This is a genomic window from Streptomyces sp. NPDC103540 (assembly GCF_055584445.1).
On the sequence record NZ_JBVJMA010000003.1, the window covers coordinates 203,516 to 228,171 of the forward strand.

The 24,656-nt window shown below is 74.0% G+C and carries 23 protein-coding genes; 6 read left to right on the forward strand and 17 right to left on the reverse strand.

What is annotated here, in order from left to right; translation table 11 throughout:
* Positions 1-122: 122 nt before the first annotated feature.
* Entirely contained in the window at positions 123-1,094 is a 972-nt protein-coding gene (locus ACZ6ZI_RS08920; RefSeq protein ID WP_469518054.1) for an SDR family oxidoreductase, read from the forward strand.
* Positions 1,095-1,145: 51 nt separating this feature from the next.
* On the opposite strand, the gene ACZ6ZI_RS08925 is transcribed toward ACZ6ZI_RS08920, so the two are convergent.
* The gene (locus tag ACZ6ZI_RS08925; protein WP_469518056.1) at positions 1,146-2,162 is read right to left on the reverse strand and encodes a helix-turn-helix transcriptional regulator; all 1,017 of its coding nucleotides are present in this window, start codon (positions 2,160-2,162) and stop codon (positions 1,146-1,148) included.
* Between the two features lie 130 nt (positions 2,163-2,292).
* Between ACZ6ZI_RS08925 and ACZ6ZI_RS08930 the strand changes: the two genes are divergently transcribed.
* Positions 2,293-2,817: a carboxymuconolactone decarboxylase family protein gene (locus ACZ6ZI_RS08930; protein WP_469518058.1), complete on the forward strand. Its 525-nt coding sequence runs from the start codon at positions 2,293-2,295 to the stop codon at positions 2,815-2,817.
* Positions 2,818-2,916: 99 nt separating this feature from the next.
* Complete coding sequence (locus ACZ6ZI_RS08935; protein ID WP_469518060.1) at positions 2,917-4,152, forward strand: serine hydrolase domain-containing protein; 1,236 nt, start codon at positions 2,917-2,919, stop codon at positions 4,150-4,152.
* Positions 4,153-4,204: 52 nt separating this feature from the next.
* On the opposite strand, the gene ACZ6ZI_RS08940 is transcribed toward ACZ6ZI_RS08935, so the two are convergent.
* The 5 genes from ACZ6ZI_RS08940 to ACZ6ZI_RS08960 all read right to left on the reverse strand — a co-directional run bounded on the left by ACZ6ZI_RS08940 (position 4,205) and on the right by ACZ6ZI_RS08960 (position 9,081).
* Entirely contained in the window at positions 4,205-5,077 is an 873-nt protein-coding gene (locus tag ACZ6ZI_RS08940) for an alpha/beta hydrolase family protein (protein ID WP_469518062.1), read from the reverse strand.
* Positions 5,078-5,294: 217 nt separating this feature from the next.
* A complete protein-coding gene (kynU, locus tag ACZ6ZI_RS08945; protein ID WP_469518063.1) occupies positions 5,295-6,557 on the reverse strand; it encodes a kynureninase in 1,263 nt (420 codons plus the stop codon).
* On the reverse strand, positions 6,550-7,398 hold the full coding sequence (locus ACZ6ZI_RS08950) for a tryptophan 2,3-dioxygenase family protein (RefSeq protein ID WP_469518066.1): 849 nt from the start codon (positions 7,396-7,398) through the stop codon (positions 6,550-6,552). The genes kynU and ACZ6ZI_RS08950 overlap by 8 nt, the downstream gene beginning before the upstream one ends.
* Positions 7,399-7,526: 128 nt before the next feature.
* Positions 7,527-7,955: a DUF3151 domain-containing protein gene (locus tag ACZ6ZI_RS08955; RefSeq protein ID WP_363053723.1), complete on the reverse strand. Its 429-nt coding sequence runs from the start codon at positions 7,953-7,955 to the stop codon at positions 7,527-7,529.
* A 4-nt stretch (positions 7,956-7,959) separates the two neighbouring features.
* The gene (locus tag ACZ6ZI_RS08960) at positions 7,960-9,081 is read right to left on the reverse strand and encodes a CE1758 family FMN-dependent luciferase-like monooxygenase (RefSeq protein ID WP_469518069.1); all 1,122 of its coding nucleotides are present in this window, start codon (positions 9,079-9,081) and stop codon (positions 7,960-7,962) included.
* A gap of 453 nt (positions 9,082-9,534) precedes the next feature.
* Here ACZ6ZI_RS08960 and ACZ6ZI_RS08965 point away from each other — a divergent pair, with 453 nt between their 5' ends.
* Positions 9,535-10,689 carry an IS701 family transposase gene (locus ACZ6ZI_RS08965; RefSeq protein ID WP_469518647.1) on the forward strand — a complete coding sequence of 385 codons (1,155 nt, stop codon included), beginning with the start codon at positions 9,535-9,537 and terminating at the stop codon, positions 10,687-10,689.
* A gap of 12 nt (positions 10,690-10,701) precedes the next feature.
* Here ACZ6ZI_RS08965 and ACZ6ZI_RS08970 read toward each other — a convergent pair whose 3' ends face one another.
* From ACZ6ZI_RS08970 to ACZ6ZI_RS09015, 10 genes are all read right to left on the reverse strand, one after another.
* Positions 10,702-12,708 (reverse strand): helix-turn-helix domain-containing protein, encoded by a 2,007-nt coding sequence (locus tag ACZ6ZI_RS08970; protein ID WP_469518071.1) that lies wholly within the window; start codon positions 12,706-12,708, stop codon positions 10,702-10,704.
* 139 nt (positions 12,709-12,847) lie between these two features.
* Positions 12,848-13,555, reverse strand: a complete 708-nt coding sequence (locus ACZ6ZI_RS08975) for an AfsR/SARP family transcriptional regulator (protein WP_363053717.1) — start codon at positions 13,553-13,555, stop codon at positions 12,848-12,850.
* A 133-nt stretch (positions 13,556-13,688) separates the two neighbouring features.
* Positions 13,689-14,375, reverse strand: coding sequence for a ScbR family autoregulator-binding transcription factor (locus tag ACZ6ZI_RS08980; protein ID WP_469518072.1), 687 nt, complete (start codon positions 14,373-14,375; stop codon positions 13,689-13,691).
* Between the two features lie 261 nt (positions 14,376-14,636).
* Positions 14,637-15,659 carry a class II fructose-bisphosphate aldolase gene (gene fbaA, locus ACZ6ZI_RS08985; RefSeq protein WP_469518073.1) on the reverse strand — a complete coding sequence of 341 codons (1,023 nt, stop codon included), beginning with the start codon at positions 15,657-15,659 and terminating at the stop codon, positions 14,637-14,639.
* A gap of 263 nt (positions 15,660-15,922) precedes the next feature.
* Entirely contained in the window at positions 15,923-16,462 is a 540-nt protein-coding gene (gene pyrE / locus ACZ6ZI_RS08990; RefSeq protein ID WP_363053713.1) for an orotate phosphoribosyltransferase, read from the reverse strand.
* A 21-nt stretch (positions 16,463-16,483) separates the two neighbouring features.
* The gene (locus tag ACZ6ZI_RS08995) at positions 16,484-17,272 is read right to left on the reverse strand and encodes an aldose epimerase family protein (RefSeq protein WP_469518076.1); all 789 of its coding nucleotides are present in this window, start codon (positions 17,270-17,272) and stop codon (positions 16,484-16,486) included.
* A gap of 19 nt (positions 17,273-17,291) precedes the next feature.
* Positions 17,292-18,293: an SRPBCC family protein gene (locus tag ACZ6ZI_RS09000; RefSeq protein ID WP_469518078.1), complete on the reverse strand. Its 1,002-nt coding sequence runs from the start codon at positions 18,291-18,293 to the stop codon at positions 17,292-17,294.
* Positions 18,294-18,365: 72 nt separating this feature from the next.
* Positions 18,366-20,015 carry a polyamine aminopropyltransferase gene (locus ACZ6ZI_RS09005; protein ID WP_469518080.1) on the reverse strand — a complete coding sequence of 550 codons (1,650 nt, stop codon included), beginning with the start codon at positions 20,013-20,015 and terminating at the stop codon, positions 18,366-18,368.
* A gap of 104 nt (positions 20,016-20,119) precedes the next feature.
* The gene (locus ACZ6ZI_RS09010; protein ID WP_363053709.1) at positions 20,120-20,638 is read right to left on the reverse strand and encodes a DUF2617 family protein; all 519 of its coding nucleotides are present in this window, start codon (positions 20,636-20,638) and stop codon (positions 20,120-20,122) included.
* Between the two features lie 297 nt (positions 20,639-20,935).
* A complete protein-coding gene (locus tag ACZ6ZI_RS09015; RefSeq protein WP_469518083.1) occupies positions 20,936-21,100 on the reverse strand; it encodes a hypothetical protein in 165 nt (54 codons plus the stop codon).
* Between the two features lie 279 nt (positions 21,101-21,379).
* Here ACZ6ZI_RS09015 and ACZ6ZI_RS09020 point away from each other — a divergent pair, with 279 nt between their 5' ends.
* Both ACZ6ZI_RS09020 and ACZ6ZI_RS09025 read left to right on the forward strand, forming a co-directional pair.
* Positions 21,380-22,564 (forward strand): pyridoxal phosphate-dependent aminotransferase, encoded by a 1,185-nt coding sequence (locus ACZ6ZI_RS09020; RefSeq protein ID WP_469518085.1) that lies wholly within the window; start codon positions 21,380-21,382, stop codon positions 22,562-22,564.
* A gap of 3 nt (positions 22,565-22,567) precedes the next feature.
* Positions 22,568-23,956 carry a hypothetical protein gene (locus ACZ6ZI_RS09025; protein ID WP_469518087.1) on the forward strand — a complete coding sequence of 463 codons (1,389 nt, stop codon included), beginning with the start codon at positions 22,568-22,570 and terminating at the stop codon, positions 23,954-23,956.
* 10 nt (positions 23,957-23,966) lie between these two features.
* Here ACZ6ZI_RS09025 and ACZ6ZI_RS09030 read toward each other — a convergent pair whose 3' ends face one another.
* Positions 23,967-24,512, reverse strand: a complete 546-nt coding sequence (locus ACZ6ZI_RS09030; RefSeq protein WP_469518089.1) for a type III secretion system chaperone family protein — start codon at positions 24,510-24,512, stop codon at positions 23,967-23,969.
* Positions 24,513-24,656: the final 144 nt, after the last annotated feature.

Sequence of the window (24,656 nt, forward strand, 5' to 3'; positions counted from 1 at the left end):
CCGCACCACACCGCAGGGGCGGGCCGCGCACATCGCGCGCCCGCCCCTGCGGCGCGTCCCGTTCCGTCCCGTCCCGTAAAAGGTGACGTGTTCTGTCGGGTATGGGGTGAACGATGGACGGCATGACCAACGAGGACATGACCATCCGGAACGTCGACCCCACCGTCCCGGAGCGTCCGCTCGCGGGGCGGATCGCCCTGGTGGCGGGCGCGACGCGGGGTGCGGGCCGCGCGCAGGCCGTGGAGCTGGGCCGGGCCGGCGCGACCGTCTACGTCACGGGCCGCACCACCCGCGAGCGGGCCAGCGAGGTCGGCCGGACCACGGAGACGATCGAGGAGACCGCCGAGCTGGTCGAGGCCGCCGGCGGCACCGGGATCGCGGTGCCCACCGACCACCTCGACGAGGAGCGGGTGCGCGCCCTGGCCGCGCGGATCGACGCCGAGCACGGCCGGCTCGACGTCCTCGTCAACGACCTGTGGGGCGGGGAGCACCTGCTCGTGCGCTCCGTCTTCGGGAAGAAGAGCTGGGAGACGCCGCTCGCCGACGGTCTGCGGATCCTGGAGCTCGGCGTCCGCTCGCACGTGATCACGGCGGCGCTGCTGCTGCCGCTGCTGATCCGTTCGGACGCTCCGCTGCACGTGGAGGTCACCGACGGCACCGCGCACTTCAACCGCCGCTACCGCGACAACATGTACTACGACCTGGCGAAGAACGCCCCGATCCGGCTCGCGTTCGGCCTGGCCCAGGAACTGGCGCCGTACGGGGGCACGGCGGTCGCGGTCACCCCGGGCTTCCTGCGCTCCGAGCAGATGCTCGCGCACTTCGGGGTCGCGGAGGAGAACTGGCGCGACGTCGTCGCGCAGGAGCCGTCGTTCGGGATCTCGGAGTCGCCGTACTACCTGGCGCGGGCGGTCGCGGCGCTGGCGGCGGACCCCGACCGGGCCGACCGCTGGGGCGGGAAGTCCACGTCGAGCGGTGAACTCGCCCGGGTCTACGGGGTGCGGGACGTGGACGGCAGCCGGCCGGACGCCATGGCCTACTTCGAGGAGGTCGAGTTCGGCGGCAAGCAGGCCCCTCCGGAGGACTACCGCTGATCCGGGCTGCCGCCGGTCCGGGCCGTCACCGGTCCGGGCCGTCACCGACCGCTACCCGTAGAGGGCGGCCAGGGCCCGCGCGCGGTCGCGGAAGCGGGCGCGCAGGGCGTCCGGGGCCAAGACCTCCACGTCCGCGCCGAGCCCGGCCAGCTGCTCGAACGCCACGTCCTCGGACTCGGTGGGCAGGTCGAGCGTGACCAGCCCGGCGGCGTCGGGGGCGCTCGCGCGGGCCAGTGCCTCCTCGACGGCGGCCCCGTCCACGACGGCGGGCAGCCGGCGCAGCCCCCGGGCCGTCAGCCGTACGGTCACGGTGGTGCGCAGCAGCGCCCGCGCGAAGGCGGCGGCGTGGGCCCGCCAGTGCGCCGCCAGGTCGAAGCCCGGCTCGCGCGCGAACGGCTTGGGTGCTCCGGGCGCCGGCGCCAAGGCCGTGATCCGGTCGACGCGGTGGGTGCGCCAGGCGGCGGCCCGGTCCTCCCGCGCGCCGTCCGGGAGACGGACGACGACGTACCAGGTGCCGGCCTTCAGGACGAGCCCGTACGGCTCGACGGTACGGGTCACCGTGGCGGCCGGGGCGCCGCCCCGGCCCGGGCGGGCGTAGGACAGCTCGACGGTCCGGTCGTCCCACACGGCCCGGGCCAGCTCCGGCAGCAGTTCGGGCGTCGAGGGCTCCCGGAACCAGGCCGGGGCGTCGAGGTGGAAGCGGCGCACCGAGGACTCGGCGGCCTCGCGCACGGACGGGAGCAGGGTGGCCGTCAGCTTGAGGCGGGCGACCTCGGCCGCGTCCGACAGCCCGAGGTCCCGCAGCGCCGACGGCAGCCCGGAGAGGAACAGGGTCTCCGCCTCGCCGCGGTGCAGGGTGGTCAGCCGGGTCCGGTAGCCCGGGGCCAGGAAGTAGCCGCCGACCCGGCCCCGGTCGGAGCGGACCGGGATCCCGGCGTCCTGGAGGGCCTGGGCGTCACGGATCACGGTCCGTTCGGAGACCTCCAGCTCCCGGGCGAGCGCGGCTCCGGTCAGGCCCGGGTTCGACTGGACGAGGAGGGCCATGCGGATCAGGCGGGCGGCGCGCATGCCCCCAGCATCGCGTCCGGGACCGGTCGCGAAGAACCGGCCGGGAAAAAACTTCCCGGTTCCCGTCACATCCGCGCGCTCCCCCGGGTCATTGCAGTGAAGCCGCCGAACGATCCCGAGGAGAGCAGCCATGACGCACGACAACGCCACCGCCCCCGCCACCACCTCGACCTCGATCTCGATCTCCCGCATGCCGAACCCGGGCGAGTTCGTGCCCGAGCTGGCCGACGTCAGCGCCGCCCTCTTCCGGGCCACCGGCAACCGCTCGGTACCGCGCGCCACGATGAGCCTGGTGCACCTGCGGGCCGGTCAGATCGTCGGCAACACCTACCTGACGGTCCTCAACACCGGCTTCCTGCGCAAGGCCGGGGTGTCCGAGGAGCGCATCACGGCCGTCTCCTCCTGGCAGGACGCCCCCTTCTTCACCGACGCCGAGCGCGCCGCGCTCGCCCTGGTCGAGGCCACCCTCCAGCCCGCCCCGCACGGCCGGGAGCGCGTCACGGACGAGCTGTACGCCGAGGTGGCGAGGCACTACGACGAGAAGGCGCTGGCCACCCTGACGATCGCGATCGGGCAGATCAACTTCTTCATCGCCCTCGCCGTCATCGGCAAGCCCCAGCCGGTGGCCTCGCTCGCCGATCAGCAGTGGGACTGACCTCCCGTCCGCGCGGGGGCGGGGCCGCCGCGCGGCCCCGCCGGTCCGGGCCTAGCCTGGGTGGACCGTCCAGGTCCCCCGGACGACGGGAGAAATCAGATGAACCCCATTCCCGTACGGCTGCGCCGGGCCGCTCTGGCCGCCGCGGCGGCGGCCGTGCTCATCGCTCCGGCGGGCACGGCGGGCGCGGTGTTCGCGCACGGGGCGACCGCCGCCCCGACACCGACACCCACGACGACCGCGCCCGCCGCCGCCGACGACACGCCCTTCCCGCAGCTCACCCCGGCCGTGGCGGCGAAACTCGACGCGGCCGTCGAGAAGACCCTGCGCGAGACGAAGGTGCCCGGCGCGGTCGTCGGACTGTGGGCCCCTGGCAAGGGCTCCTACGTGAAGACCTTCGGGGTGTCGGACAAGGCGACGAAGGCCCCGATGGCGACGGACATGAACTTCCGCATCGGCAGCGAGACCAAGACGTTCACCGTCACCGCCCTGCTCCAGCTCGTCGACCAGGGCAAGGTGGGCCTGGACGACCCCATCGGGAAGTACGTCGCGGGCGTCCCGAACGGCGACCGGATCACCCTGCGCGAGCTCGCCGGCATGCGCAGCGGGCTCTACAACTACAGCGAGGACCCGGACTTCGACAAGGCTCTCCTCGCCGGGCGGACCTTCACGCCGCGGCAGCTGCTCGACTACTCGTTCGCGCACGCGGTGCAGTTCGCGCCGGACGCGGAGTTCGAGTACTCCAACACCAACCTGATCCTGCTGGGCCTGGTCATCGAGAAGGTCACCGGCAGACCGCTCCAGCAGGTGATCAACGAGGACGTGGTGAAGCCGGCCGGACTGCGCCACACCCTCTTCCCCACGGGCGCCGAGTACCCGAAGCCGCACCCGCAGGGCTACACCGACGACGGCGGCAAGACCGTCGACGCGACGGACTGGAACCCCTCCTGGGCCTGGGCCGCCGGCGCGATGATCTCCGACCTCGAAGACCTGCGCAGCTGGGCGAAGACGCTGGCCACGGGCACGCTGCTGAAGCCCGCGACCCAGGCGCAACGGCTGGCGGTGAAGCCGATCGGCGGGATCCCCGGCGCGGGCTACGGCCTGGGCATCTTCGACGTGCAGGGCTGGATCGGCCACAACGGGTCCCTGCCCGGCTACGAGAGCCTGACCGTGTACCTGCCGCAGGAGCGGGCGACGATGGTGGTCCTGCTCAACACGGACTCCCTGGTCGACGGGCAGGAACCGACCACGCTCTTCGGGGAGGCGATCACCTCGATCGTGACCCCGGACCACGTCTACCCGGGCAAGAAGGAACCCCTCACGCGGCCCCGCTGACCCCCGCGCAGACAGCCGGGCCACCGGGCCACCGGGCCACCGGGCCACCGGGCTACCAGGCGAGTTGGGAGATCTCCTCGCAGACCACCGCGCAGGCGTCCGCCGCCGGGTCGATCAGCGGGAAGTGCCCGACGCCCTCCACCAGCGTCAGCCCCACCATCTCGCCCGCCTTGGCCGCCGCGGCCACGTACGACTCGGCCACCGCGGGCGGGACCACGATGTCCTCCCGCCCGTGCACCACGGCCGTCGCGATCCCCGTCGGCAGCAGCGCCGCCGGGTCGGCGGACGGCAGCCGCTCGTCCCAGTGTTCCGGCCCGCCCAGCAGCTGCCCGGACGCGCCCCCGCACACCCCCAGCCGCTGCGCCACCGCGAAGTCCGCGATGGGGGCCAGGGCCACCACCCCGCGCAGCGGCGGCGGGGAGGGGAGCCGCCACGGGGACCCGTACGGCAGGACGTGTCGGGCGGCGGCCCACAGCGCGAGGTGGCCGCCCGCCGAGTGGCCCGTCACCACGGTCCGGCGGACGTCTGCGGCGGGCAGCGCCGCCCCCACCAGTTCGGGCAGCGCGTCCATGGCGGCGGCCACGTCGTCGAAGGTCTCCGGCCAGCGCCCCGCGACCGGCCCCTCCGCACCCTGGTGGGGCAGGGAACTCCCGCGCCGGTACTCGACGTTGGCCACCGCGAAACCGCGTCGGGCCAGCAGGTCCGCGAACGGGGTGACGTGCAGGCGGTCGTACGGGGCCCGCCAGGCCCCGCCGTGCAGGAGCACCACCAGCGGGGCGGGGGCGCCGGCGCCGCGCGGGGCGTAGAAGTCGACGACCTGGTCGGGGTGTTCCCCGTAGGCGGCGGTGGCGTCGGGGGCGACCGGGGGGTGGGCGAACGCCGACGCGGCCTCGGCGGCGTCCCGTTCGACTGCGGGGTCCGTCATCGGCTCCACCTCTCGGTACGAGTAACGCGTGGGACAGCAGGGCACGGCGGGGTACAGCGGGGACAGATGTTCCGGTGTTTCCCGTGTTTCCGGCAGAGCGGGACCGTATCAGGCCGGACCGCGCCGTTCCGGGGCGGGAGAGGGCCACACGACGACGGGCGGGGCCGCGGCCCCGCCCGTCCCGTGCCGTGACGTTTCGCTACGGCGTGCTACCGCGTCACCCGAAAATGTGACCCAGTGTGCGGGCCGCGCGCTCGGCGTCCGCGAAGGAGACGTAGAGCGGGGTGAACCCGAAGCGCAGCACATCGGGCGCCCGGAAGTCCCCGACGACACCGCGCGCGATCAGCTCCGTCATCACCGCGCGGGCGTCGGCGGTGCGCAGCGAGACCTGGCTGCCGCGTTCGCCGTGCCCGGCCGGGGTGACGGACTCCACCGCCCCCTCGGGGACGTACGCGGCCACGCAGTCCAGGAAGAAGTCCGTCAGCGCGAGGGACTTGGCGCGGACGTCCTCGACGTCCACCCCCTCCCACACGCCGAGGGCCGACTCCAGGGCGAGCATGGACAGGATGTCCGGGGTCCCGACCCGGGCGCGGGCGGCGCCCCGCGCCGGCTCGTACTCCGGGGTCATCGCGAAGGGCTCGGCGTGGCTGTTCCAGCCCGGGAGCGGGGAGTCGAAGGCGTCCTGGTGGCGTGCGGCCACGTAGAGGTACGCCGGGGACCCCGGGCCGCCGTTGAGGTACTTGTAGGTGCAGCCCACCGCGAGGTCGACGGCGTGCGCGTCGAGCCCGACGGGCAGGGCGCCGGCCGAGTGGCACAGGTCCCACACGACGAGCGCGCCCGCCGCCCGCGCCGCCCGGGTGAGGGCGGGCAGGTCGTGGAGCCGGCCGGTGCGGTAGTCGACGTGGTTGAGCAGGACCACCGCCGTGGCGTCGGTCATCTCGCGCACCGCGTCGGACGGGTCGACGGGGACGACCTCCAGGCCGGTCAGCCGGGCGGCGGAGGCGGCGATGTAGCCGTCCGTCGGGAAGGTCGTGGCGTCGACCAGCATCCGGGTGCGGCCGGGGGCGGCGAGCCGGGCGGCGCCGACCAGCGCCTTGAACAGGTTGACGCTGGTGGAGTCGCCGACGGTCACCTGGCCGGGGGCGGCGCCGACCAGCGGGGCGATCAGGTCGCCGATCCGCTCGGGCGCCGTCCACCAGCCGCTCTCGTCCCAGGATCGGATGAGGAGTTCACCCCATTGGCGGCGCACCACGTCCTCGACGGCGCCCGGGACGGCGGCCGGGAGGGCGCCGAGCGAGTTGCCGTCGAGGTAGACCACCCCGTCGGGGAGGGTGAAGCGCTCGCGGAGCTTGGCGAGCGGGTCGCCGTCGTCGAGCCGGGCGGCGCGGGCGAGGAGATCGGCGCGGCCCGGGAGGTCCCCGCCCGCGGGGGCGGGGAGGTCGCGGGTGGCCTCGGGGCCGGGGGCTATGGCGTCAGACATGGCTGCGCGCCGTCCACAGCTCGGGGAAGACGTTCTTCTGGGCGCGCTTCTCCAGCCAGGTCACCCCGGCGGAGCCGCCCGTGCCCGTCTTCGCGCCCATCGCGCGGCGGGTCGCCACCAGGTGGTCGTTGCGCCAGCGCCAGACCAGTTCGGCGACGTCGGTCAGGACCTCGCCGAGGCGGTGCAGGTCGGAGTGCTCGCCGCGCGGCTCGGCGTACAGGGCCGTCCAGACGGCCTCGACCGCCGGGGAGGGCTCGTAGCGCAGCGCGAGGTCGCGCTCCAGGACCTCGGTCGGGACGGGCAGGCCCCGGCGGGCCAGCAGGCGCAGGGTCTCGTCGTACAGGCTGGGCTCCTGGAGGGCCTTCTCCAGCTCGCCGTGGACGCGGGGCGCGCCCCGGTGGGGGACCAGCATCGAAGCGGACTTCTCGCCGAGCAGGAACTCCATGCGGCGGTACATCGCCGACTGGAAACCGGAACCTTCGCCCAGGGCGCCGCGATAGGCGTTGAACTGGGCGGGAGTGAGCTGGGCGAGGGGTCGCCAGGAGGCGTTCAGGGCCTCCAGCTCGCGGAGGGATCGTTTCAGCGCGTCCATCGCGACGGGGATGTCGTCCTCGCGCAGGGCGCGGGCGGCGGTCTCCCACTCGTGGACGATCACCGTGAACCACAGTTCCATGACCTGGGTCGTGACCAGGAACACCATCTCGCCGGGATCGTCCGAGCGCAGGTGCTGGAGGTGGGTGAGGACGTCGGCCTGGACGTAGTCCTCGTAGGGGGTCGTGCCGGCGAAGTCGAGGTTCGGGGTGTCCGAACCGGCTCCGGAGGCATCAAGGGCGTGCGACATTTCTGTCTCCTCGACACGTGCTTCCGGGTAGCGGTCCGCTCCTTCCGATGAGGTAAGTGGAGCCCCGGTCCCCTGCCTCGCATCATAAGCAGGGGATCCGGAGCGCCTCTAGGGGAGACTTCGCGTGGTTATGCGAGCGTGTCCGGGGCGAGCACGTCCGCGGCGGTCTCGGAGGAGTCGCGCAGGAACGTCGAGCAGCGCGCGTACTCCTCCTTCTCGCCGATGGCGCCGGCCGCGCGGGCCAGGGCGTTCAGCGCGCGCAGGAAGCCGCGGTTCGGCTCGTGCTCCCACGGCACCGGGCCGTGGCCCTTCCAGCCGGCGCGGCGCAGGGCGTCGAGGCCGCGGTGGTAGCCGGTACGGGCGTACGCGTACGACTCGACCGTGTTGCCGGCCTCGAAGGCGCGGTCCGCGAGGGCCGCCCAGGCGAGGGACGAGGTCGGGTGCGCGGCGGCCACCTCGGCCGGGTCGGTGCCGGCGGCGAGGGCCTCGCGGGGCGCGGGCTCGTCGGGCAGGTGGGTGGGGGCGGGACCCCCGAGCAGGTTCTGGTGAATCGACATGGGATCAGTGTGTACCGACGGCGCCGGCGACGGGGTCGAGGGGCCCGCGCGCGGCCGGCCGGCCGGGGCCCGCGGGGAGCGCCGGCGCGGGCCCGTCCGGGACCCCCGGGCGGGGGGCGGCCAGCTCCCGGCGCAGCGCGGGCACGATCCGCTCGCCCAGCAGGTCGATCTGCTCCAGCGCGGTCTTCAGCGGCAGCCCGGCGTGGTCCAGCAGGAACAGCCGGCGCCGGTGGTCCCCGCAGGCCTCGCGGGAGGCGAGGAGCTTCTCGACGATCTGGTCGGGGCTGCCGACGGCCAGCGGGGTGCGGGCGGCGCACTCCTCCAGGGAGCCGTGGCCCCCGTAGACCGGGGAGCGGTCGAAGTAGGGCCGGAACTCGCGGAACGCGTCCTGTGAGCGCGCCCGCGCGAAGAGGTGTCCGCCGAGGCCGACGACGGCCCGTTCGGCGGGGCCGTGGCCGTGCTCGGCGTACCGCGACCGGTACAGGTCGACGAGGCGGGCGTGGTGCTCGACGGGGCCGAGGGGGTCGTGCACGAAGAAGCCGTCGCCCCAGTACGCGGCCCGCTCGGCGGTCTCCGCGGAGCGCACGGCGGCGTGCCACACGAAGGGCGGTACGCCGTCCAGCGGGCGGGGCACGGAGGTGAAGCCGTCGAGGCGGGCGCGGGAGCGGCCCCGCCAGTCGACGTCCACCTCGCGCCACAGGCGGTGCAGGAGGGCGTAGTTCTCGCGGGCCAGGTCGAGGCCCTGGCGCAGGTCTTGGCCGAACCAGGGGTAGGCGTTCGGGTTGTTCCCGCGGCCCGTCATCAGGTCGAGCCGGCCGTCGGCCAGGTGCTGGAGCAGCGCGTACTCCTCGGCGATCCGCACCGGGTCGGTGGTGGTGATCAGGGTGGTGGCGGTGGAGAGGAGCACCCGCTCGGTGCGCGCGGCGAGGTAGCCCAGCAGGATCGGCGGCGAGGAGGTCACGTGCGGCGGGCCGTGGTGCTCGCCGGTGGCGAAGACGTCGAGCCCGACCTCCTCGGCCCGTACGGCGAGGGCCGTCATCGCCTTGATGCGCTCGTGCTCCGTCGGGATCCTGCCGGTGGCCGCGTCGGGGACGACGTCGCCGAGGGAGAAGATCCCGAACTGCACCCCGACCCCTTCACGGCTTTCCGTCCGAACTGCCCCGTGCCTCGACCGTGCCGGACGCCGGCCGGCGGGACCAAGCCCGCCGGGGCAGTCCGTCAAGTCGTCGCCGATCCGCCCGGGGTGGTGACAGGCCCACCACCTTTCGCCGAAGTGCGGTGGTCGGACCACCTCCCGAGAAAGGGGGTCACGGGCCGACGGTAGAGGGCAGTGGACGCACGCCGGGGGAGGCATGACGTGAACGCGATCACCCAATGCAGCACGGACAGCAGCACGGACAGCAGCACGGACAACGCCGTCGTACACGGCATCGAGAGGGGCGTCGAGCGGGGTACGGACCGCCGCTCCGCCCGCGACACCGACGGCGGTGCGGACCGGGCGCCGGCCGCCGCGCCGCACCGCCCGCCGGCCCGGCGGGAGGCGACCCGACACGACCCGGCCCGGCAGGCCGCCGACGACCTGTGCGACACGGTCTTCGCCTCGCTGCGCCGCAAGGACCAGCGGGAGAAGGGCCGCCAGTACGTCCAGGGACTGCTGTCCCTGCCGGGCCGCAAGTCGATGCGGGGCATCGCGGGCCGGCTCGGCGGGCCGGCGGCCGAGCAGAGCATGCACCACTTCATCTCCGGTTCCACCTGGGACTGGGAACCCATCCGCGCCTCGCTCGGCGCCTTCCTCCAGTCGGCGACCCCGCTGACCGCCTGGGTGGCCCAGCCGATGGCGATTCCCAAGGGCGGCGAGCACTCGGTGGGCGTGGCGCACCGCTTCGACCCGCACCAGGGGCAGATGTTCCGGGGGCAGCAGGCCTTCGGCACCTGGTTCGCCTCCGCGGGCCTCGTCAGCCCGGTCGGGTGGCGCATGTTCCTGCCGGGCGAACCGGAGGCGGAGCCCGCCGGGGGCCCCGACCGGCTGCGGGCGCGGCGGGGACCGCTGACCGGTCCCGACCTCGCCGCCCGTGCCGCGTACGAGGAGAGCGCGTACGCGGAGTCGGCGACGGCCTCCGTCATCGAGACGGTGCGGCGCGGCGGCGGGGCCCCGCGCCCCGTGGTCCTCGACATCATGCGGATCGGCACCCGCTCGACGATGAACCGCTTCGCGGAGGCCGGACTGCCGGTGATCGCCCGCGTCAGCCCGACGACCCCGCTGCTGGTCACCGACCCGGCGCTGCCCGGACACGGCGGCGGGGTCCGCTCCGCCCGGGAGATCCTCCAGTCGGTCAAGGGGCTGTGCACCCCGGTGGAGTGGACCGACCCCGACCCCAGGCACCCGACGGGCCGGCACCGCAGCACCCTCGCGGTGGCCGTCCGCGTGATGATGCCGGACCCCTCCCCCGCCCGGCGGCGGCACCTGCTGCTGGTCGGGGAGTGGACCGATCCCCGCCGTCCGCCCGCGCACATGTGGGTGACCGATCTCGTACGCCTCCCCGTGGGCCCGCTGCTGCGGCTGACGAAGCAGGGCCTGCGCGTGGGCCACGCGGCCGAGCACAGCGGCCGGGAGGCGGGGCTGCGCGACTTCGCGGGCCGCGCCCTGCCCGGCTGGCACCGGCACGTCACCCTGGCCTCCGTCGCGCACGCCGCCCGGGCCCTGACCGGGACGGAGCGCTACCCGCTCGCGTAGCGCGAGGAGTCCTTACGGGGCTTCGCCCGCCGTACGGCGGTCGTGCAGGACGGTACGGGCCCGGCGCAGGCGCAACGCCATCTGGATCTCCAGCGCCCGGCCGGGCTCCTGCCAGTGCTCGCCGAGCAGTTCGGCGATCCGCTCCAGCCGGCGGGAGACCGTGTTGGGGTGCACGTGCAGGGCGTCGGCGGCGCGGGTGGGGCTGGAGCCGGAGGCGAAGTAGGCCTCCAGGGTGCGGGTCAGTTCCGTCAGCCGGTCCGCGTCGTAGTCCAGGACGGGCCCGACGGTGGCCGCGATGAAGGACTCCACGTCGTGATCGGCGGACAACAGCAGCCCGAGGAAGCCCAGTTCGCGCAGCGAGGCGGTACCGCCGACCCCGTCGAGGGCGGTCAGCGCGTCCAGGCAGCGGACCGCCTCCGCGTACACCCGGGCCACCGCCCCGGGGCCTTCGGTGGGGCCGGCGGCGCCGGTGGAGACGGCGTGGCCGAGCAGCGGCGACAGCTCGCCGGAGGCCCGGTGCGCGACGGCGGAGGCGTCGGTGCCGGGCAGCACGAGCACGATGCAGCCCCGCCGCACCCCCTTGAGCCCGCCCATCCGGTAGGCGTACGAGGACGCCCAGGCGACGGCCTTGCCCAGCTCGCCGCCCTCGGGCCGGGCGACGACCACCACGTGCGGGCGGTCGAGGTCGATGCCGAGGCGTCGGGTGCGCTCCAGCAGGTGCAGGTCGACGGAGTGCGGCCGGTCCAGCAGGTCGGCGAGGATCTCGTCGTGGACGGGGCCCTCGGCGGCGGCCGTGCCCCGCTGGATCAGCATCAGCGAGGCCACGCACTGGGCGGCCAGTTGGAGCAGGCGCACGTCCTCGTCGGCGAGCGGGGCGGAGGCGCTGAGCAGCAGCACCCCGAGGTCCTCGGCGCCCGCGAGGACGGGGGCCAGCCACAGGTCCCCGGGCAGCCGTACGGGCCACCGGTCGGTGAGGGCCTGGAGGGCGGCCCGGGTCACCGCCTCCTCGTCCAGGTCGGGGAGTTCACCGGTGGCGGTCAGCGGGCGCCCGCCCGGGTCGCGCACCTGGAGCACCCCGTCCAGGGCGTCGGCGGTGGCGCGGGCGAGGGTGGCGAGGCCGGCGCCGTCCAGGACGAGCCCGGCGAGCCGCGCGTGGCACTCCCACAGGTAACGGACCCTGGTCAGGGCCGTGTTGGTGCGCGAGCCGAACGCCTCCAGTTCGGTGACCTCGTCGCGGGTCTGCTCCAGCAGGCGGGCCTTCTCGATGGCGACGGCCGCGAGGTCGGCGAGGGAGAGCAGCGTGCCGATCTCGTCGGGGGTGAACTCCCGCACCGAGCGGTCGGATCCGTAGAGCGCGCCGAGGGTGGAGTCGCCGCGCCGCAGCGGGACGGCGATGATCGCGTGCAGGCTCTCCGCCTTGACGACGGCGTCGATTCCGGGGGCGTGCGCGATGGCGGGGTCGTTCAGGTAGTCGGCGGTCCACACCGGGGAGCGGCGCGCCTGGGCGATGCTGCCCAGGCCCCGGCCGGTGCCGAGTTCGAGGCCGACGTTGAGCGCGGTGGTCTCGCCCTCGGAGGTGCGGACGTACGCCGATCCGTCGGGCCGCGACAGCGACAGCCAGGCCATGTCGAAGCCGAGGAGCCGCCGGGCGCGGCGGGTGATCAGGCGCAGCAGGCCGTCGATGTCGTAGGGGGAGGTCAGGTCGTGCGCGGTGTCGACGAGGGCGGTGAGGGCCGCCTCGCGCTGCTTGTGGCGGCTGGCGCGGGCCCGTACGGAGCGGGCCAGGTCGACGGCGCGGGCGATGTCGGCGAGCGCGGGCCCGTCCGGGCCGTCCGGGCCGTGCGCGTCGGGGGCGCGGGAGCGGGAGCGGGCTCGGGAGCGGGCGCGGGCCAACAGGTCGTCGTAGGCGCTCTGCGGGGCGTCCGCCGCGAGCAGTTCCAGTACGGCCAGGGCGTCGCGACCGTCACGGCCCTCACCACCCTCGCCGCCGTCGCCGGCATCGCCGTCGACCTCACGCATCCGCGGTCCCCTCGTCCCCCACCCGACCAGGCGTTTTCCAGCCCGCCCCGAACCTAGGTTCCGGGCGGCGGAGGGTCAAGGCGGCGGCGGGGGACGGAGGTCAGGGGGCGCGGGCCCAGGCGTCGGGCGCGGGGCCCGGTCAGCAGCCCGTCGTGCACGCCAGGCTCGGGCCGACGAGGGGGTGGGCGCCGCGCGCCGTCAGGGAGCGGTCCTCGGCGCGGCGCAGGGCGGCCAGGTAGTCGTCGCCGAGGGGACGGCCGCCGGCTCCGCGCAGTCCGGCCAGTTCCAGGCGCAGTTCGCGGTGGCGTCCGAGCGCGAGTTCCGCCTCGACCCACTGGCCGAGCACCGAGAGCCGTTCGGAGTCGAGGACGGCGATCCGGGCGCCGAGCCAGTCCCCCGCGTCGATCCCGTCCAGGGCCGGTCCCCTCCACAGCGACAGGGCCCGGCGCAGCCTGGGCGCCGCCCGCTCGAAGTCCCCGCGGCCCATGGCCCGGTAGCCGGCGCCCGCCTCGCGGGCGAACTCCCGCACGTCGGAGCGACCGCCGCCGGTGTCGAGAAGATACCCGCCGGGCCGTGTCGACAGCACCGTCTCGGGAGTGCGTACCGAGCCGGCGCCGAGCGCCTCCGCGAAACGCTCGCGCAGCCGGCGCACGGCGGTGTGCAGGGCCCCCCGGGTGTGTTCGGGCGGGGTGCGGCGGGAGAGTTCGTCGGCGAGGACCGACACGGGCACCACCCGGTCGGGAGAGACCGCGAGGACCGCGAGGACATGTCTGGACTCGGGCGTGGGCGCCGTGATGGGCACCCCGTTCTCGATGACCCGTGGTGCTCCGAGTACCTCAATGTCCACAGTTTTCCCCCTGGGCAGTCGAGCAAAAAAATAATACCCAGAAGGATCTTTTTTGGAAGGGGAAGGGACGGGGATACGACAGACGGGAGCCGACTCCCGGCCACCGGCCACCGGCCACCGGCCACCGGCCGTGCTACTGCCCGCCGAGACAGCCGATCTCGCACGGATGCGTGCCCTGCGGACCGTACAACGCCCGGGCGCCGCGTCCCGGGGCCGTGTCCAACCGGATCGCCACGGCCGGCACGACCACGTTCGGCATCACGTGCGTGTACAGCTCCGACACCTGCGCGTCGAGGTCCAACCCGAGCATCTGGGACATGGTGTTGAGCCCCGCGTACGCGCCGACGATCAACCGCGACGGCACCACCGGGTCCACGTTCGGCAGCAGTTCCCCGCGCCGCTGCGCCTCCTCCAGCACGGTGACGTGCAGGTCGATCCACGCCTGGTAGGGCGCCGCCTTGTCCAGTTCGCGGCCCGCGTGTTCCAGGGTGAGGCGGGCGCTCGCCCGCATCAGCGTCTCGTGCCGCAGCCGGTGGGAGAACACCATGCCGATGTCCAGGAACTCCTGCGCCTTGTACGGCTGCGGCAGCATGGTGGGCCGGGAGGCGTTCTGGGCGTCGATGACGGACTGGGCGAGGCCTTCCTTCGAGTCGAAGTGGAAGTACAGGGCGCCCTTGGTGACCTTGGCGATGTTGACGATGTCCGAGAGCTTGGCCGCGTCGTACCCGTGCTCCTCGAACACCTCGGCCGCCGCGTCGATGATGGCCTGACGCGTGCGCACCGCCCGGTCCTGCTTCACCTGGGCTCGCTCTGTCCTCATGTCGTGGCGTCGCCTCTCCTGGCCCGCCGGCTTTACATCCCCACGGGTACGTTTTTTCTGTGCGTAGATTTCACACCATCGGGCGGCATCCGTCCAACGCCCCCCGTCCCCTCCGTCAGGTCCCCCCGAACCGCCCGGACATGCGCCCGGACACACGATCGACGGCGCGGCGGGACACACGACCGGAGGGGGTCCACCGCCCCTGACGGGCGGTGGACCCCCTCCGGGTCCTCGTACGGTCTGCCGACTGCCGGCCGCCGACTACTTCAGCCGGGTACCGGTGGAGCGCAGGTCGGCACAGGCGGCGGCGACGCGCTTGGCCATGCCGGCCTCGGCGAGCTTGCCCCAGGTGCGCGGGTCGTAGGTGGACTTCGTACCGACCTCACCGTCGACCTTCAGGACACCGTCGTAGTTGCGGAACATGTGGTCCGCGACCGGGCGGGTGAAGGCGTACTGGGTGTCGGTGTCGAGGTTCATCTTCACGACGCCGTTCTCCAGCGCGGTGGCGATCTCCTCGGCCGTGGAGCCCGAACCGCCGTGGAAGACGAAGTCGAACGGCGAGGCCTTGCCGAACTTCTCCGCGACACCGGCCTGGAGGTCCTTGAGCAGCTCGGGACGCAGGACGACGTTGCCCGGCTTGTACACGCCGTGCACGTTGCCGAAGGAGGCGGCCAGCAGGTAGCGGCCCTTCTCGCCCAGGCCCAGCGCCTCGGCGGTGCGGATCGCGTCGTCGACGGTGGTGTACAGCTCGTCGTTGATCTCGTGGCTGACGCCGTCCTCCTCGCCGCCGGTCGGGGTGATCTCGACCTCGAGGATGATCTTCGCGGCGGCGGCCTTGGCGAGCAGCTCCTGGCCGATGGCCAGGTTGTCGGCCAGGGTCTCGGCGGAGCCGTCCCACATGTGCGACTGGAAGAGCGGGTTCAGACCGCGCGCCACGCGCTCGGCGGACACCTCCAGGAGCGGACGTACGTAACCGTCCAGCTTGTCCTTGGGGCAGTGGTCCGTGTGCAGCGCGACGGTGATGTCGTACTTGGCGGCGACGACGTGCGCGAACTCGGCCAGGGCGACGGCGCCCGTGACCATGTCCTTGTTGTGCTGGCCGCCCAGGAACTCCGCACCACCGGTGGAGATCTGGATGATGCCGTCGCTCTCGGCCTCGGCGAAGCCGCGCAGCGCCGCGTGGAGGGTCTGCGTCGACGTCACGTTGATGGCCGGGTAGGCGAACTTGCCTGCCTTCGCCCGGTCGAGCATCTCGTTGTAGATCTCGGGGGTTGCGATGGGCATCTGTCCGCTCCTTGGTTGTGCGGGGAAGGGTGCTGATTGCGGGCCCTGACCTGGGGGCGACGTCATCGTCGCGCCTATCTTTCCAGACTCGGCGCGACACTCCACCCCCCTCTGCGCCCCACGGTGCGCGAACCGGGTGGAGCGTTTCACGTGAAACACTCCACCCGACCCGAAAAGGGCAGGTCAGGACGGACTCAGGGACGACCCGGGACCTTCGTCACGAGTTGTCGCCCTCCGTCCCGTTGCTCAGCCTCCGCCCCGGATCAAGAAAGACCCAGGTCGCCCAGCTCGTACCCGGTCAGGTACGGGAGCCCCGCGCCGGCGATGGCGTCCGCCGCGCCCCGGTCCACGATCGTGGCGACCGCGACGACCTCGCCGCCCGCCTCGCGGACGGCCTCGACGGCCGTCAGCGGGGATCCACCCGTGGTCGAGGTGTCCTCGACGACGAGGCAGCGCTTGCCCTTGACGTCGGTGCCCTCGATGCGGCGCTGCATGCCGTGGGCCTTCTGCGCCTTGCGGACGACGAAGGCGTCCAGGCGCTCGCCGCGCGCGGCGGAGGCGTGCAGCATCGAGGTGGCGACCGGGTCGGCGCCCAGGGTGAGGCCGCCGACGCAGTCGTATTCCAAGTCGGCGGTCAGGTCGAGCATGACCTGACCGACGAGCGGGGCGGCCTCGCCGTCGAGGGTGATGCGACGGAGGTCGATGTAGTAGTCGGCCTCACGGCCGGAGGAGAGCGTCACCTTGCCGTGCACGACGGCCTTGTCCTTGATCTGCTGCAGAAGCGCATCGCGTACGTCAGTCATGCCGTCGAGCTTAGAGGGGCTCTAGCCGAGCCGCCGCCAGGTCCACGTGGTGGAGATCTCCAGCGGGTCGACGGGCGTGACCAGGCGCGGGAGGGTGTTCAGCCCGTTCGGCGGGCCGGACTGGGGCTCCACGCAGACGGCTTCCTCCTGCTCGTCGTAGACGACCACCCATTCGGTCGGGCTGGTGACCTTCAGCTCCAGCTCCCCGGGCCAGGTGAGGGTGACGTCGACCCCGTCGGGCATCCCGAAACAGTCGTCCCAGGGGCCGGGAAGCGGGTCGATACGGCGGCCGGTGGGCAGGTGGTCGTCGCCGCGCTCCTCCTGCCACGCGGGCTCGAAGGCGATCTCGGCCCGCGCGCCGCCCTCGGTGAGGACCCGGTTGAACCACGGGTGCCAGCCGGCCTGCGCCGGGAAGGAGTCCTGGTACGTCTCCACCCCCATGGTGATCTTCAGCGACCGCTCGTCCAGCTCGAAGATCTGCGTCACCCGGCCGGAGTAGGGCCACGGGTCGGTGAGGTCGTAGGTGAAGACCGCCTCGGTGTCGGTCGTCCTGGCCGCCTTCCAGGGCGCGTTGCGGCCGAAGCCGTGGATGGCGTGCGGGGGGTGGTTCAGCGGCATCTGGTGGACGTGCGCGCCGTCCCGGAACCGCCCGTTCTCGATGCGCCCGCACCAGGGCACCATCGGGAACGCCCCGAACTGCGGTCCCTGGCGCAGCAGCTCGGTGCCGTCGACGCGCAGCGCGCTGATCCGGCAGCCGTTCTCCTGGTCGATGGTGATGTCGGCGCCGCCGGCGCTCAGTCGCGTAGTCATACGGTGACCCTACGGCGCGTCAGCGGCGGCGGCGCAACGCCCTTCCGACGACGACGGCGGAGGCCAGCGCCAGGGCGGCGGCGGGCCCGATCCAGCGCAGCGCGGGAGCGGTGCCGGCGGTGGAGGGGGCGGGGACCGGTGCGTAACGCCCGCGCGGGGGCGCGTGGTCGACCTCCTCGGCGCTGCGGCCGATCATCGTGCGGCGGGCGTGGGCGGCCTCGGCCGGGGGCCGCGGGGGGCGGCCGGGTTCGCCCGCTCCGGCGCCGGTCGCGGTGAAGTCCGTGTCGAGGAAGGGGTCGAGGGCGGGGTCGAGGGACGGGGGCGGCACGTCGGTGTCGAAGACGGACGCGCCCGCCGGCTCCCCGGGCCCCTTCCGCCCGGCGCCCTCCCCGTCCGGTTCGCCGAAGTCGCCGGGGGCTCCGGGGGCTCCGGGGGCTGCGGAACCGTCGGAGTCGTCGGGCTCCCCGGACCGCCCGGAGCCCTCGGCCGCGGCGGCCTCCTGCGCCTTCTGCGCCTCCTCGGCCTCCTCTGCCTCGGCGACGGCGTCGCGCAGTTCGGAGCCCTCCCGGCTGCCCGGGACCACGGGACCCGCACCCGCCTCGGCGGCGAGGTTCGCGGTGAAGCGGTCCAGGAGCCGCCGTACGGCGGTGCCGGTGGCCTCGGGTTCGAAGCCGGCGGCCCGGCCGTCGGCCTCGGCGGAACCGGCGAACTCCAGCCGGGTTCCGCCGTCGTGCGGGGTCAGCCTCAACCGGAGCGAGAGCGTGACGGTGCCGCTGCCCCGGACCTCGGTGCCGCCGCCCTCGACGTCGAACCGCTCCGGGGAGCGCTCGGTGACGCTCAGGCCGCCCCGGTAGGTGACGGTGTGGCCGCCGACGCGGACCCTGAGCCGCCCGGCCAACGATCCCGACCCGTCGCCGGCGTCGTGTTGGAGCCCGGGTACGCAGCGGGCCACCCGGGCGGGGTCGCGCAGCGCGGCGCGGAGGTCTTCTGCCGGTACCGGAACGAACACCTGATGCTCCATGCGGTCGAGCCTACCGACGGGAGCCGTCCCTGCACACGGACCCGCACGCGGACACGACGGGCGGGCCGGGGCTCAGCTGTAGCGCGGGTGGGGCAGCGTCGAGGGGGGCAGTCCCTCGGCGGGGCGTCCCCGGGCGGCCTCCCGGGCGGCGTCCCGCAGGGAGCGGGTGGACACCGCGCGCAGGGCGGGCGCGTCCTGGTCCACGCGCAGCTCGGGCGTCCCCTCCCGGGCGGCGAGGACGAAGCCCCAGTCCTGCGGGAGCGCCGCCGAGCCGCCGCCGAGGGTGCGGTCGGGGCCGGCGGCGAAGCCGGAGAGCCGGCCGCCCGCGCTGTAGGGGGAGGTGTGCAGGCCGGCCGCGCGCAGGGTGGACTCGACGGTCCAGTAGGCGCGCGGGCGGGTGGTGAAGGGGCCCGCGTGCACCGCGAGCCGGCCGCCCGGGCTCAGGGCCCGCGCGGCGAGCCCGTAGAACTCCTGCGAGTACAGCTTCGTGCTCGGGGTGATCCCGGGGTCGGGCAGGTCGGAGACGATGACGTCGAAGCGGTCCCGGGCGGCCGGTCCGCGCAGCCAGCCGAAGGCGTCCTGCGGGGTGACGACGCCGAGGCGGGGGTCCTCGTAGGCGCGGCCGTTGAGGGCGGACAGCATGGGGTCGGTACGGGCGAGGCGCACCACGCCGGGATCGAGCTCGACGACGGTGACGGAGGCGACGTCCCGGTAGCGCAGGACCTCGCGGGCGGCCAGCCCGTCGCCGCCGCCCAGGACCAGGACGCGGGCGTGCCGGCCGGTCATCGCGGGGTGCACCAGCGCCTCGTGGTAGCGGTACTCGTCGTATCCGCTGACCCGCAGCCGGCCGTCGAGGTACAGGTCGAGGGAGCGCGGGGAGCCCACGGACGGTCCGGTCAGCACCAGCTCCTGCACCCCGGTCTGGACGGCGACCCGCACCTCCGCGCCGTAGACGGCCCGGCGGGCGACGCGCTCGAAGTCGTCGACGAAGAAGGTCGCGCCGGCGAGGACGGCGAGGACGACCGCGTTCAGGGCGATCAGCAGCCGGCGGCAGCGCGGGCTGAGGTCGCCCCGGAACAGCCACAGGACGAGCGCCCCGCCCACGGCGGCGTTGACGGTGCCGGTCACCATGGCCCCGGTGAGCTGCCCGAACACCGGCAGCAGCAGGAAGGGGAAGGCGAGCCCGCCGATCAGGGCGCCCACGTAGTCGGCGGCGAACAGGTCGGCGACGGCGCCGCCCGCGTCCTGCCGGCGGATCCGCTGGATGAGGACCATCAGCAGGGGGATCTCGGCGCCGATGAGCACCCCGATGGCGAAGGAGAACGCGACGAGCGCCGGCCGGGACTCACCCAACCAGGCGAAGCTCGCGTACAGGGCCATGGCGGAGAGGCCGCCGAGCAGGGCGAGGACCGCCTCGATCGCGCCGAAGCCGAAGGCGGGCCGCCGGCACAACCGCTTGGCGAGCAGGGAGCCCACCCCCATGGCGAAGACCATGACGGACAGCACGACGGACGCCTGGGTGACGGAGTCGCCGATGAGGTAGGAGCCGAGGGCGAGCAGTTCCAGTTCGTACACGAGCCCGCAGGCGGCGCATACGAACACCGTGGCCAGGACGAGGAGTCGGCCGGTCCGCGGGTGTACGGGCAGGGCGGCCGAGACGGTCTGCACGCCCCGCGGATCCGGCGCCGGGAGCACCCCGCGCGGGGCGGAACGGTCGATCATGAAGCGAACCGTACGTCACCGCCCACTGACACCCTGTCACCCACATGGGTGCAACTGTCGCTCGCGTCCGGCCAGTTGGCGTAACGCCTCGTCAACACCGGTGTCTAGACGGGCGCCCCCATCCGCACGCCGACCCGGGTGCGGGTGGCCACCAGCTGGCCCTCCTGCGGGTAGGCGTGCCAGGTCCGCCACCGCACCTGACCCTCGTGGCGCTGCGCGAGCAGCGCGGTGAAGGCGTGCGGGCTGCCCGGGAAGGTGCCCGCCAGCCCGTTCGGGTGGTCCGCGACCAGGGCGAGCAGCTCCTGGGCCCGTCCGGCGAACGAGCCGCGCGAGAGGGTCTCGACGCGCGCGGCGAACTCGTACTCCCAGTCCCCCACCCGCTTCGCCACGCCGAGCGGCAGTGGCGTGCTGCTGCCGGGCATGCACGCGACGGTCTCCGAACAGAACACCTCGCCCTCCTCCAGGAGCACCTGGTGCGAGGCCCCGAGCAGGCGCAACTCCACCTTCGCGTCGGCGAGCCGGAGGTTCAGTACGGCCAGGGCGGGCAGCCGGTCCCGTCCCAGGGCCCAGGCGAGATCGGCGGCACGCGTGTCGGTATAGGTGGTCTGGAGGGTCGTGAGCATGAGTCGGCTCCGCAAACGCGCGAGGGAGATGGGCCGGGGCCCGCCAGCGGTAGTCAACGGGTGGGGGGACACCGGCACGGGTCCACAGGAAGTCCCGGGAGGTCCGGGGACTGGTCTACTCAACCGAGGGAATCATGAAAGGCACGGCACTCACAGCGTTTTTACCCAACTTGACGGGGTTTACATCCCCCCGGGGGCCACCCGGTTCACGTGTTCAACAACATCCCGCCCGTACGCCGTAACGCCGAGCCGAACAACAGGACGCCCAAGGGAAGTTGTCCCCACCGGGCGGCCTGTTCACGCAGGTCCGGACACCCCCATCAGTGTCAGCTCCCGCCGCATCCTCCGCCACCGCAGGAGGACGAGGACCCGCACGACGAGGAGGAACCGCAGGACGACGAGGAGGAACCGCATCCTCCGGACGACGAGCCGCCGGACGACGAGGAGCTCCCGGCCACCCACCAGCCGCTGTCCCGGCCGCTGCCGCGGGAGCCGGTCCCGCTCTTGTGGAGGCGGTCGGTCGCGCGCCTGCCCGCCCTCACGGACGCGTAGACGATCGAGCCGATCACCACGGCGGAGACGATCACGATGAGAACGATGACGAGGGCCATGTCCTCTCCCCCTTCCTGAACACCCCGGTCCCCCGGGGCCCGGGATCCCCATGTCCCGGCGTGTCGTGGTGATTCCCTCGGCCCGTTCCGGCCAAAGCGCACTTGAGCAACTCCAGAGGTTCCCCGCAGGATGACGCCCATGAGCGCACCCGCGAGCAGCAGCCGTCCCTTCCTCAACCGCCGTCTGGCACCCTTCGGCACCACGATCTTCGCCGAGATGTCGGCCCTGGCCGCCCGCACCGGGTCGATCAACCTGGGCCAGGGCTTCCCCGACACCGACGGCCCCGCCGAGATCGCCGAGGCGGCCGTACGCGCCATCCGCGACGGCCGGGGCAACCAGTACCCGCCGGGCCCCGGCGTCCCCGAGTTGCGCACCGCGATCTCCGCGCACCAGGAGCGCTTCCACGGGCTGTCCTACGACCCCGACACCGAGGTCCTGGTCACCGCCGGCGCCACGGAGGCCATCGCCGCCTCCCTGCTCGCCCTCCTGGAGCCGGGCGACGAGGTCATCGCCCTGGAGCCCTTCTACGACTCCTACGCCGCCTGCATCGCCATGGCCGGCGCCGTCCGCGTGCCCCTGACCCTGCGCGCCCCGCACTTCCGCCCCGACCTGGACGCCCTGCGCGACGCGATCACCCCGCGCACCCGTCTGCTGCTGCTGAACACCCCGCACAACCCGACCGGCACCGTCCTGACCCGCGAGGAACTGGCCGTCATCGCCGAGCTCGCCGTGGAGCGCGACCTCCTCGTGGTCACCGACGAGGTCTACGAGCACCTCGTCTTCGAGGGCGCGCACGTCCCGCTCGCCTCGCTGCCCGGGATGCGCGAGCGCACGGTCACCATCTCCAGCGCGGGCAAGACCTTCTCGTTCACCGGGTGGAAGGTCGGCTGGATCACGGCCCCGCCCGCCCTGGTCGGCGCCGTCCGTTCGGCCAAGCAGTTCCTGACGTACGTCTCCTCCGGGCCCTTCCAGTACGCCGTCGCCGAGGCCCTGGCCCTGCCGGACTCCTACTACGAGGACCTGCGCCGCGACCTCGCGGACAAGCGCGACCTGCTCGCCGGGGGTCTGGAGGCCGCCGGTCTCCAGGTGTTCCGCCCCCAGGGCACCTACTTCATCACCACCGACATCGCCCCCCTGGGCGAGAAGGACGGCCTCGCCTTCTGCCGGGCGCTGCCCGAGCGCTGCGGGGTCGTCGCCATCCCGAACCAGGTCTTCTACGACGACACGGCCGCCGGCGCCACCCAGGTGCGGTGGGCCTTCTGCAAGCGCGTGGAGATCCTCCGGCAGGCCGTCGACCGACTGGTGCGGCTCTGACCCATGAGACCCGCCCCGACCGACACCACCGTCGACACCCCGATCAGCGCGACCGCAGGCACCACCACCGCCCCGAGCGCCACCGCGAGCACCGCCCCCGGCACCACCCCGAGCACCACCCCGGGCGCCACCCCGGGCGCCACCCCGGACGCCGACACCGCCACCGTCCCGCCCCGCGCCCGGACCACCGCCGCGCCCTCCGCCGCGCCCGCCGCCGCGCCCGCCGCCGCGCCCTCCGCCTCGCCCATCGGACGGCCCGGCCGGCCCGCGGGGCCGGGGCGGCGGGACCTGTGGGCCCGCGCCGCTGCGGCGCCGCCCCACCTGCTCGCCCTCGCGGTGTTCCTCGCCGTGCGCGGCGTCGGGGCGGTGGTCGTGACCGTCGGCGCCTGGTGGGTCGACCGCAACCCCGTCCGGGTCCTCGGCGGCTCCTGGGACTCCGTCTGGTACCTCGGGATCGCCGGCCACGGCTACGGCCGCACCCAGATGTGGGCCGACGGCTCCATCCAGAGCGACTACGCCTTCTTCCCGCTCTTCCCCGCCCTGGTCCGCCTCGCCGGGGGCACCCCGCTGTCCGCCCTGGCCGTGGCCTGGATCGCCGCGGCCGTCGCCGCCGTCGGCGTGTACCGGATCGGGGAGCGGCAGCTCGGGGCGCGGGCCGCGGTGCTCCTGGTGGCCCTGTGGGCCGCGCTGCCGCACGCGGTGGTGCTCACCCTCGGCTACACCGAGGCGCTGCTGTGCGCGCTCGCCGCCTGGGCCCTGTACGCCCTGCTGCGGGAGCGCTGGGCCCTGGCGGCGGGGCTCGCGCTGCTCGCCGGGCTGACGCGCCCGACGGGGATCGCGGTGGCCGCCGCCGTGAGCCTGCTCGCGCTGCGGGCGGCGGTCCGGGGCGAGCGGCGGCCCGCGGTGTGGGCGGCCGTGCTGCTGGCCCCGGCGGGCTGGGCGGCGTACGTCCTGGCGGTCGGCGCCCGCCGGCACGACCCCTTCGGGTACTTCACCGTGCAGCGGCAGTTCGGCTCGCGGTTCGACTTCGGCGTCGGGACGCTGCGTTCGATCTGGAAGGTGCTCTCGGGCGCGCCCGTGCCGTTCGCCACGTCCGTCACCGTGGGCGTCCTGGCCGTGGCGGTGCTGCTCGCGGCCTTGGCGGTCCGGCGCCGGCTGCCCCCGGCGCTGCTGGTGTACACCGGGACCCTGCTGGTGATCACGCTGGGCGGGGCCGGGTTCTTCGAGTCGAAGCCGCGGTTCCTGGTGCCGGCGTTCCCGCTGCTGCTTCCGGTGGCGGCCGCGATGACCAGAGCCCGGCCACGCGCCGCGGTCGTGATGACCGGGTGCCTGGCCGGGCTCTCGTACGGCTACGGGGTCTACCTGCTGCTCGCGGCGGACGTGCCCCCGTGAGCGCGGCGGATCAGTTGCCGGCGCCGTCCTCGGGCTTCTCGTCGCCCTCGGCGGAGTCGACTTCCTTCTCCAGCCCGAGCTGCTCGATGAGCCACTTGTCGAACTCGATCGAGGCGCGGACCCAGCTCACCGTGGAGGACACGAAGTGCTCCAGGCTGACGCCGGTGCCGATCAGCATCTGGGCTTCGCCGATGAGGCGGACGGAGCCGTCGTCGTGGGTGTGGCTGTAGACCTTGGGCCACAGGGTGCGGCGGTTCCAGTCGTCGATGGACTCCAGGAGCTGCGGCTTGTCGTCGATCGCGTGCGGGCGGTCGTAGAAGGTCCGCACGGAGAAGACCTGCTGCTCGTCCTCGCCGCGGAACATGAAGTACGTCCGGAAGTCCTCCCACGGCGCCGCGAGGTCACCCTCGTCGTCGACGACGTACTTGAGCTCCATCTGCTCCAGGAGCTGCTTGACGAGCTCCTGGTCGGGGACGACGGGGCCCGCCGGTCCTGTGGCCTGCGGCTCGGGCTGCTGCCCTCCGAAGTTCGGAATCGAGGCCGGGTCGATGCTCACCGTGTACTTCCCTTCGTGCGGATACCTTCATCCTCCACCATCCGGCCCGCTTCGTGTCCAGCCAACGGGCACGATCCGCTCCGGGCGGACAGCCGAGCCGGGCGGGCCGGGCGCCCTCCCGGCACCCGGCCCGCCCGGCTCGTC